Origin of the sequence: Actinomyces sp. 565 (assembly GCF_010365615.1) — a bacterium.
Taxonomy (GTDB): domain Bacteria; phylum Actinomycetota; class Actinomycetes; order Actinomycetales; family Actinomycetaceae; genus Actinomyces.
The window spans coordinates 156,111-165,856 of record NZ_PIZD01000049.1 but is presented as its reverse complement, the minus strand read 5'-3'; the positions used below and the strand labels follow the sequence as shown (position 1 = coordinate 165,856).

7 protein-coding genes and 1 tRNA gene are annotated in these 9,746 nt (G+C 68.9%); 2 read left to right on the top strand and 6 right to left on the bottom strand.

What is annotated here, in order from left to right:
- Window positions 1-87 precede the first annotated feature (87 nt).
- Together rpsA and polA are read right to left on the bottom strand one after the other, a co-directional pair.
- Window positions 88-1,542 carry a 30S ribosomal protein S1 gene (gene rpsA / locus GZ997_RS08280; RefSeq protein ID WP_161923972.1) on the bottom strand — a complete coding sequence of 485 codons (1,455 nt, stop codon included), beginning with the start codon at window positions 1,540-1,542 and terminating at the stop codon, window positions 88-90.
- Between the two features lie 243 nt (window positions 1,543-1,785).
- On the bottom strand, window positions 1,786-4,557 hold the full coding sequence (gene polA / locus GZ997_RS08275) for a DNA polymerase I (RefSeq protein WP_162679543.1): 2,772 nt from the start codon (window positions 4,555-4,557) through the stop codon (window positions 1,786-1,788).
- Between the two features lie 17 nt (window positions 4,558-4,574).
- Between polA and GZ997_RS08270 the strand changes: the two genes are divergently transcribed.
- Complete coding sequence (locus GZ997_RS08270) at window positions 4,575-5,099, top strand: PaaI family thioesterase (RefSeq protein WP_162679542.1); 525 nt, start codon at window positions 4,575-4,577, stop codon at window positions 5,097-5,099.
- A gap of 48 nt (window positions 5,100-5,147) precedes the next feature.
- Here the strand turns inward: GZ997_RS08270 and GZ997_RS08265 are convergent, their stop codons facing one another.
- Window positions 5,148-5,756 (bottom strand): response regulator, encoded by a 609-nt coding sequence (locus GZ997_RS08265; RefSeq protein WP_162679541.1) that lies wholly within the window; start codon window positions 5,754-5,756, stop codon window positions 5,148-5,150.
- A 66-nt stretch (window positions 5,757-5,822) separates the two neighbouring features.
- Here GZ997_RS08265 and GZ997_RS08260 point away from each other — a divergent pair.
- Window positions 5,823-5,896 (top strand) — tRNA-Leu (locus GZ997_RS08260).
- 651 nt (window positions 5,897-6,547) lie between these two features.
- On the opposite strand, the gene pyk is transcribed toward GZ997_RS08260, so the two are convergent.
- From pyk to GZ997_RS08245, 3 genes are all read right to left on the bottom strand, one after another.
- Window positions 6,548-7,978: a pyruvate kinase gene (gene pyk / locus GZ997_RS08255; protein ID WP_161923969.1), complete on the bottom strand. Its 1,431-nt coding sequence runs from the start codon at window positions 7,976-7,978 to the stop codon at window positions 6,548-6,550.
- A 71-nt stretch (window positions 7,979-8,049) separates the two neighbouring features.
- A complete protein-coding gene (gene lgt / locus GZ997_RS08250) occupies window positions 8,050-8,916 on the bottom strand; it encodes a prolipoprotein diacylglyceryl transferase (RefSeq protein ID WP_343212306.1) in 867 nt (288 codons plus the stop codon).
- A complete protein-coding gene (locus GZ997_RS08245; RefSeq protein WP_308807152.1) occupies window positions 8,917-9,741 on the bottom strand; it encodes an indole-3-glycerol phosphate synthase TrpC in 825 nt (274 codons plus the stop codon).
- Window positions 9,742-9,746 lie beyond the last annotated feature (5 nt).

The following is a 9,746-nucleotide window of genomic DNA, read 5'->3' as shown; positions in this document are numbered from 1 at the left end:
GGGGCCCGCCCACCGGTTGGTGGGCGGGCCCCGATCATGGCTGTGCTCCGGGAGGGTGGCCACCGAGGTGGACCCCGGTGAACCGGATCAGTTGCCGGTCAGCTTCTCGCGCAGCGCGGCCAGCGCCTCGTCGGAGGCGAGAGTACCGGTGGCCTCGGGCTGCGTTGAGGAGAAGGAGGTGGCGGCTTCCGCCGGGGCGGCCTCGCTGTCCTCCTGGTCCTCTTCCAGGGCGCGGGCGACCTGGGCCTTGTGAGCCTCCCAGCGGGCCTGCGCGGCCGCGTACTCGGCCTCCCAGGCCTCCCGCTGCGCCTCGTAGCCCTCCAGCCACTCGTTGGTCTCCGGGTCGAAGCCCTCGGGGTACTTGTAGTTGCCGTTCTCGTCGTACTCGGCGGCCATACCGTACAGCGAGGGGTCGAAGTCGTCGGAGTTCGGGTCGACGCCGTCGTTGGCCTGCTTCAGCGACAGGGAGATGCGGCGGCGGTCCAGGTCGATGTCGATAACCTTGACGAAGACCTCGTCACCAACCTTGACGACCTGCTCGGGCAGCTCCACGTGGCGCTGAGCCAGCTCGGAGATGTGCACCAGGCCCTCGATGCCGTCCTCCACGCGCACGAACGCGCCGAAGGGAACCAGCTTGGTGACCTTGCCGGGCACGACCTGGCCGATGGCGTGCGTGCGGGCGAAGGCCTGCCACGGGTCCTCCTGCGTCGCCTTGAGCGACAGGGAGACACGCTCGCGGTCGAAGTCGACGTCGAGCACCTCGACGGTGACCTCCTGGCCGACCTCCACAACCTCGGAGGGGTGGTCGATGTGCTTCCAGGACAGCTCGGAGACGTGGACCAGGCCGTCCACGCCGCCCAGGTCCACGAAGGCACCGAAGTTGACGATGGAGGAGACCACGCCCGTGCGGACCTGGCCCTTCTGCAGGGTCTGCAGGAAGTTGGTGCGAACCTCGGACTGGGTCTGCTCCAGCCAGGCGCGGCGGGACAGAACCACGTTGTTACGGTTCTTGTCCAGCTCGATGATCTTGGCCTCAAGCTCGCGGCCGACGTAGGGCTGCAGGTCCCGCACCCGGCGCATCTCCACCAGGGAGGCGGGCAGGAAGCCGCGCAGGCCGACGTCGAGGATCAGGCCGCCCTTGACGACCTCGATGACGGTGCCGGAGACGACGCCGTCCTCCTCCTTGATGCGTTCGATGGTGCCCCAGGCGCGCTCGTACTGGGCACGCTTCTTGCTCAGCAGCAGGCGGCCCTCCTTGTCCTCCTTCTGGAGAACCAGGGCCTCGATGTCATCGCCGACGGAGACGATCTCCTCGGGGTCGACATCGTGCTTGATCGACAGTTCGCGAGCGAGGATGACGCCCTCGGTCTTGTAGCCGATGTCGAGGAGGACCTCGTCGCGGTCGACCTTGACAACGGTGCCCTCGACGATGTCGCCGTCATCGAAGTACTTGATGGTCTCGTCGACGGCGGCGAGGATCTCCTCGGTCGAGCCGATGTCGTTGACGGCGACCGGGGCGGGGCTGGGCGTGTTGGTGGTCATTGAGTAGTTGCTCCGAATATGGACAGAAGGGTCGGGTCGATAGATTCCACACGTCCCCCGCCGCGCGAGCCGGCCCGGACCGGCTGCGCACCACGGTTGGTCGCCGCATATGCGACGCCCAGGGGCGTGCCCGTAAGACCATACCAGCACGTTCCCAATCCGTGACTTGTGGGCGTGTCACAAACCCGGCCGAGATTTACGTGGATTTTCTCACGCCAGTGTCGGTAGTCACTCCGCGACGGGTCAGTGAGCGGCTTCCCGCCAAGTGGTGCCGCGCCCCATGGACACGTCCAGCGGCACGGACAACTCGGCCGCGCCGCTCATCCGGTCCCGCACCAGCGCCTCAACGGACTCGATCTCACCGGGGGCGATCTCCAGCAGCAGCTCATCGTGGATCTGCAGCAGGATGCGGGAGCGCAGGCCGGCACCGGCCAGGGACTCGGCGACGTCCACCATGGCCTGCTTGACGATATCTGCGGCGCTGCCCTGGATGGGGGCGTTCAGGGCGGCGCGCTCGGCCATGTCCCGGCGCTGGCGGTTGTCACTGTTCAGGTCCGGCAGGTAGCGGCGACGCCCGAACATGGTCTGGGTCCACCCGTCACGGCGGGCCTGCTCGACCACATCCTCCAGGTAGTCGCGCACACGGCCGAAGCGGGCAAAGTAGGCCTCTCGCAAGGCTGCCGCCTCGGCTGTGTCAACTCCGAGCTGGCGTGCCAGGCCGAAAGTTGACAGCCCGTAGGCCAGCCCGTAGCTCATGGCCTTTACATGGCTGCGCTGCTGGGGGGTGACCTCGTCGACGCCGATGCCGTGCACCATGGCCGCGACGTAGCGGTGCAGGTCCTCCCCGGAGCGGAATGCCTCGATCAGGGCGGCGTCACCGGAAAGGTGCGCCATGATCCGCATCTCGATCTGCGAGTAGTCGGCGGTCAGCAGGCATTCGTAGCCCGCCCCCACGGTGAAGGCCTCACGGATACGCATGCCCTCCTCGGTGCGTGCCGGGATGTTCTGCAGGTTCGGGTCCGTGGAGGAGAGCCGACCGGTGGCCGCGATAGTCTGCTGGAAGGTGGTGTGAATGCGCCCGTCCGGTCCGATCGCCTTGCGCAGTCCCTCCACGGTCTGCCGCAGCTTGATGGCGTCGCGGTGCTCGAGCAGGTGCTCCAGGAACGGGTGACTGGTCTTGACGTAAAGGGATGCCAGGGCATCGGCGTCGGTGGTGTAGCCGGTTTTGGTGCGGCGCGTCTTGGGCATCTTGAGCTCGTCGAAGAGCACGGCCTGCAGCTGCTTGGGGCTGGAGAGGTTGAGCTCATGCCCGGCGGCGGCGAAGGCGCCCTCGGCGGCGTGAGTCACGCGGGCGTCAAGCTCGGCCTGGCGCACGGCCAGGACGCGGTCGTCAACCGCGATGCCGGCGTCCTCCATTTGCGTCAGCGTCGCCGACACCGGCATCTCCAGGTCCAGGTACAGGTCCAGAACCCCGCGTTCGCGCATCTGCCCCTCCAGGGCCCGCTGCAGGGGCAGGAGCACGGCCGCCCGGTGGGCGGCGGCGAGCGCGGTGGCCGCGGGGGCGTCGTCGGCGAGGGACTCCAGGTCGAAGGCACTTTGGTCCTGGTCGCCCCGCGGTGCGGTAAGTGCCTCCAGGTCGACGCCGAGCCACCGCTGCGCCAGCGCGGCGACGTCGTAGGAGCGCAGCTCTGGGCGGCACAGGTAGCCGGCGAGCGAGGGATCGGCGATTACGCCGTCCAGGTCGACGCCGCGGGCGTGCAGGGCGTGCCATGCGCCCTTGGCGTCGGATACGACCTTAGGACGGTCGGCGTCGGCGAGCAGGGCGAACAGGGCCGCCTCATCGGTCGGCTCGAGCAGGGACAGGTCCGCTACGAGGGCGGCAACGCCGTCGCACAGTGCGACCATGGTCGCATCCCCCTGGCCGGGGCGCATCGTGCCGACCACATCCAGTCCGAGCGGAGCGGACGGCTCGCGGACCGGGAAGTTGGCGTCCAGCCACCGCGCGACGTCGCCGGGGGCGACGTCGTGGCCGACAGCAGCGACGGTGACGGCCTCCAGACTCGCAGCGGGTGAATCGGCGTCGGCACGGGCCCCGTCAGCGAAGGTCAGGATCCGCTCGGAGCGCTGCTGGAGGGCACGGAATTCCAGGGCGTCCATGATGCGGCCGAGCGCCTCGCGGTCGGCCCCGGCCAGCCGCAGGTCGGCGGCGGGGTCGAGTCCGAGGTCGAGGTCGGTCAGCAGATGGTTCAGGCGGCGGTTGCGCAGCACGTCGTCGAGGTGGTCGCGCAAGGACTGGCCGGCCTTGCCCTTGATCTGGTCGGCGTTGGCGATGACGCCTTCCAGGCCGTCATACAGGCGGATCCACTTGGCGGCGGTCTTCGGGCCGACTCCCGGCACGCCCGGAAGGTTGTCGGAGGTCTCGCCGACCAGCGCGGCCAGGTGGGGGTAGCGCTCCGGCGGCACGCCGTAGCGCTCCTCGACTTCGGCCGGGGTCATTCGCCGCAGCGTGGACACGCCCTTGATCGGGTACAGGACCGTGCAGTGCTCGGTGACCGTCTGGAAGGAGTCGCGGTCCCCGGAGCAGACGAGCACCTCCATTCCCTCGCGCTGCCCCTGAGCGGCAAGAGTGGCCAGGATGTCATCGGCCTCGTATCCGGGTGCGGTCACCGTGGGCACTCCCATGGCCGCCAGCACGTCCTGGAGCAGCTCGACCTGGCCGGCGAAGGCGGGTGGCGTCTCATCGCGGGTGCTCTTGTACTCGGCGTACTCCTGGGTGCGGAAGGTACCTCCGGGCAGGTCGAAGGCCACGGCCGCGTGCGTGGGCCGCTCCTGCTCCAGCAGGGACAGGAACATGGATACGAAGCCGTACACGGCATTGGTTGACTGGCCGGTAGTAGTGGTGAAGTTCTCTGCCGGCAGGGCATAGAAGGCGCGGAAGGCCATGGAGTGCCCGTCTATGAGGAGCAGACGCCCTGCGACGTCCCGGGCGGCGGGGCTGGTCTGTTTGGTGCTCACCGTGACAGCCTAAGGGTATGAGCGACAAGCATCCCGCATCCGCCTCGGCGGACGCGCCCGTGGCCTTCCCCGCCAAGTCCGCCCGTCCCTTCCCGGTGCCCCGGGCAGCCGGCTCGGCGGTCTCGGCAACTAGCGCCCTGGGCGCATCCGGGCCCGTCGACTCCCTGGACGGCACTCTCATGGCGACGCTGCGCATGGAGCTTCAGGAGCGTTCTGCCGAGCACACGGTGGTGCGCATGCCGGTGGATGGCGCCCGGCAGGTCACCGGAGTGCTGCACGGGGGCGCCAATGCGGCCCTAGTGGAGACGGCGGCGTCCGTCGCGGCGCGGGAGGCAGCGCCGACGGGCACCGCCCCGGTGGGCACCGACCTGCAGGTCAGCCACCTACGGCCGGCACGGCGCGGCTGGGTGACCGCAGTGGCCACGCCCCTGCACCGCGGGCGGCGCACCACCGTATACCGGGTGGAGGTCAGCGACGAGGACGGGCACGTCGTCGCCCACGGCACGCTGCGCTGCCTGTACGTGGAGGTGGACGGCTTCTGAAGGCCCGTCCGTAGTTCCCCTGGCCCCCGCGCGCGGGATCCCTCCCGCCTACTCCTTCTTGGCGCCGCCGACCTGCTCGATGACGGCGTCGGCTACCTCACGCATGGTCAGGCGACGGTTCATGGATGTCTTCTGCAGCCAGCGGAAGGCCTCGGGCTCACTGAGGCCCATCCGCTCCATGAGCAGGCCCTTGGCACGGTCAACGCGCTTACGAGTCTCGAAGCGCTCCTGCAGGTCGGAGATCTCCGACTCCAGGGAACGGATCTCCTCGTGACGGGACATGGCGATCTCGATGGCGGGAATCAAGTCCGCCGGGGTGAAGGGCTTGACCACGTAGGCCATGGCGCCGGCGGCGCCGGCGCGCTCCACCAGTTCAGTCTGGGAGAAGGCGGTCAGCATGACCACGGCACAGCCGTGCGCGTCGATGATGCGCTCGGCAGCAGTGATGCCGTCCAGCACCGGCATCTTCACGTCCATGACGCACAGGTCGGGCTCGTGCTCCTCGGCGAGGCGAATCGCCTCCTCCCCGTTCGCGGCCTCGGCGACGACCTCGTAGCCTGCATCCGTCAGGGTCTCGACGATGTCCAGGCGGATGAGGGTCTCGTCCTCGGCGACAAGGACTCTGCGGGACTTGGAAGAAGCGGACTCGTTGCTCACGGCTCGATACTAGTATGCTCGGGTCCGTCGTGAAGCCCGCACGCCGCCCCGCGTGTGAGCGAACGCGCCTCCGTAGCCCAATTGGCAGAGGCATCCGACTCAAAATCGGAGTGTTGTGGGTTCGAGTCCCACCGGAGGTACCGAGGAACGGCACTGTCTCAACGAAAGACGGCGGTCGTGCCCAGTGCGGACACGAGGGAACAAGCCGCAACTCGGCGGTTTGCTCGACGGTTTGAAGCTTTGACACGCCGCGCTTGCAGGCCCGGAAGGGCAACTCGTGCGGTCGTGGTGGTCACAGTGCTCTGCTCGCCGAGTGTCTGACGGACTGGGCGGCGGAGCGCCCAAGGTCCGGGACGCTGGGGCGCCGTCCCGGCGTGCACGAGGGCGGAGCCGACCGTGAGCGTGAGCGGGCTGGGGAGTCTGCTACGCCGGTTGGAGGTTAACAACGCCACTTAACGGCCTGCTGTATACCTCAGAGCCCTTCAGCAGGCAGTTAACAGGCGTTGTTAACCCCGAAGTGGCGTTGCAGATGTCCCCGCTCCCGGAGATGGAGAGGCCGCAGCCAAGCCCCGACGCGGCGACCCCGCACGGCTCACCGCATTCTCGCCGGGTGCCCGCCGGTGCGCACAGGACAAGTGTGGCCCTGTAACGCACTATGCGTCACAGGGCCACATGGCCAGTGCGGGGCAGAGATTCTGCCGTTCGTAGGCTGAGGACCGGACCGGGCCAGCTACTCCTACCTGCGCTGCCGCCATCCCCTTACCAGAGCGACATTGCGCATAGCCGCGGCATCACACCCGGTAGTCGCTGCGCTCCCCCACCGTGTGCACGCGGATGGAGTTAGTGGAGCCGGGAGTGCCCGGGGGCATGCCCGCGACGATGATCACCTCGTCGCCCGGCTGGGCCAGGTGCTTGGCCTGAAGCACCTCATCGACCTGGTCGACCATGTCATCGGTGTGCTTGACCTCGGGCACCTCGTATGTCTGTACACCCCAGGAGACGGAGAGCTGATTGCGGGTCGAGCGCAGCGGGGTGAAGGCCAGCAGCGGAATAGTTGAACGTAGGCGGGACAGGCGGCGCGCCGTATCACCGGACTGGGTGAAGGTGACCAGGTAGGTGGCATCGAGCTGCTCGCCCATCTCGGCGGCGGCACGGGTGATGGCGCCGCCGCGGGTCTGCGGGTAGGAGCCCAGCGGAGCGATGCGCTCGCCGCCGTTCTCCTCCACGTTCTCAATAATGTTGGCCATGGTGCGCACGGCCTCGATCGGGTAGGCGCCCACCGAGGTCTCCCCGGAGAGCATGACGGCATCGGCACCGTCAAGGATCGCGTTGGCGCAGTCGGAGGCCTCCGCGCGGGTGGGCCGCGGGTTCTGGATCATCGACTCCAGCACCTGGGTGGCGACGATCACCGGCTTGGCCTGGCGGCGGGCGAGCTCGATGGCGCGCTTCTGCACCAGCGGCACCGCCTCCAGTGGCATCTCCACCCCGAGGTCGCCGCGAGCCACCATGATGCCGTCAAAGGCGGAGACGATGTCCAGCAGGTTCTCCACCGCCTGCGGCTTCTCGATCTTGGCGATCACCGGGATGCGTACGCCGACCTCGTCCATGATCTCGTGGACGTCCTTGATGTCGTTGGCATTGCGGACAAAGGACAGGGCGATGAGGTCAGCGCCGATCTTGAGCGCCCAGCGCAGGTCCTCACGGTCCTTCTCCGACAGGGCGGGGACGGACACGGCCACGCCCGGAAGGTTGATGCCCTTGTGGTTGGAGACGTAGCCGGGAACCTCGACGCGGGTGACCACGTCGGTGTCCGTAACCGCTGTGACGCGGACGGCCACGTTGCCGTCATCGATCAGCAGGCGGTCGCCGGGACGGCAGTCCCCGGGCAGCCCCTTGAAGGTCGTGGAGACGCGCTTGACGGTGCCCAGCACGTCATCGGTGGTGATGGTGAACTCGTCGCCCTTGTTGAGCATCACCTTCTGGTCGTCCACGAAGTTGCCCAGGCGGATCTTCGGGCCCTGCAGGTCCACCAGGATGGCGACGGCCCGGCCCGACGCCTCAGCAGCGGCACGCACGCGGGCGATGACCTCCTCCTGGTCCTCGGCGCGGCCGTGGGAACGGTTGATGCGGCATACGTTCATGCCGGCGTCCACGAGCGCCTGCACCTGTTCAGGAGAATCGGTGGCGGGCCCAAGGGTGCATACGATCTTCGCTCTGCGCATGGGCCAAGCCTAATTGACTACCGGCCCGGGCACGAGCAACCGACGCACTTGCCGCCCGGTTGGGACCGTCATCACCGGCGCTGCGCAGTGACCTCATCGTGCAGGGGGCGACGTGACAGGACGGTGAAGCAGGCCAGCCCGACCAGGAAGATGAGGATTGATGTCCACACGTTCAGCCGCAGTCCGGCAATGATGTGGGCGTCGTCGATGCGCAGGCACTCGATCCATACGCGGCCGGCGGTGTACACCATCAGGTAGGCCCAAAGCAGCCGTCCACCCACGGCGCCGTCGCGGCGTCGCAGCCGCCGCTCCAGCCAGATCAGGAAGGCTGCGCCGGCCAGGTTCCACAGGGCCTCGTACAAGAACGTGGGGTGGAACAGGGTGCCGGAGGCGTACCCGGGCGGAAGGTGCGCATCGTCGATCTGCAGTCCCCAGGGCAGCGTGGTCGGGGAGCCGAACAGCTCCTGGTTGAACCAGTTGCCCAGCCGGCCGATGGCCTGCGCTACCAGCAGCGCCGGGGCGACGGCGTCGGCGAAGGGCGCCCAGCGCAGCCCGCGGCGGCGCAGCAGCCAGGCGGCAGCGAGCGCGCCGAAGAAGATGCCGCCCCAGACGCCGAGTCCGCCGCGCCAGACCTGCGGGATGAGCGCTGGGTTCCCATGTGCACCGAAATACGCCTCCGGGGAGGTCACGACGTGGTACAGCCGCGCCCCCACAATGCCCCAGGGCACGGCCAGCAGGGCGACATCGAGCACCTGGTCCGCTCCCCCGCCCGCGGCACGGTAGCGGCGGTCGCTCCACCACACGGCGACGAACACCCCGGCAAGGATGCACAGCGCATAGGCGCGCAGCGGCAGTGGTCCCAGCTGCCACACCCCGCGGGCCGGACTGGGGATGGAGGCCGCGAGCACCGCGGCGGGGGCGAGGGAGGTGACGGGCACTTACGGCGCCTCTCGGTAAGTTGCAGGAAGGAGCGCCGGATGGCTGCCCGCGGCAACCAGCTCGGCAACGAACTGTTGGGGGTCGGCGGAGCGGATGACCGCCTCACCGACGAGCACGACGTCCGCCCCCGCGCGCGCATAGCTCATTACGTCATGGGGCCCGCGCACACCCCCGGCGGCAATGCGGGTTACGGATGCCGGCAGGACCTGCGCCACCCGCTCGAAGCGGGAGCGGTCAACTTCCCGGGTCTGGGGGTCACGGGCGTCCACGGAGACGAGGCGCGCACCCGACTGCACGGCCTGGACGGCCTCGCTGCGCGAGTGCGCCTCCACCACGGCGGCCATGCCCAGGGACTGGGTCCGGTCGATCAGCGACTCCAGGATCAGGGGCTCGAGCCGGGCGTCGAGCATGAGCAGGTCGGCACCGTGGGCGCGCGCCTCGTGTACCTGGTACGGGGTGACGATCACGTCGTTGACGAGGACCGGCACCTCGACGGCGGCGCGCACGGCATCCAGATCGGCCAGGCGGCCGTGGGAGCGGGCCGGCTCGGTCACTACCGAGACGCAGGCGGCCCCGCCGGCGGCGTAGAAGCCCGCCAGAATGGCGACGTCGCCTACGCCGGAGAGATCAGCGAAGGTGGCGGTGGCGCGCTTGACCTCAGCGATGACCGACACCGCTCTCCCCTCGCCGCGCAGCGCGGCGAGGGCGTCACGGCAGGCCGGTGCCGCGCGCACGGCCTCCTTGAGCTCATCCAGCGGGACGTGGTGCTCGCGCACGGACACGCAGGCACGCGCCGTCGCGGCAAGCTCTTCGAAGCTGTTCACCCGGT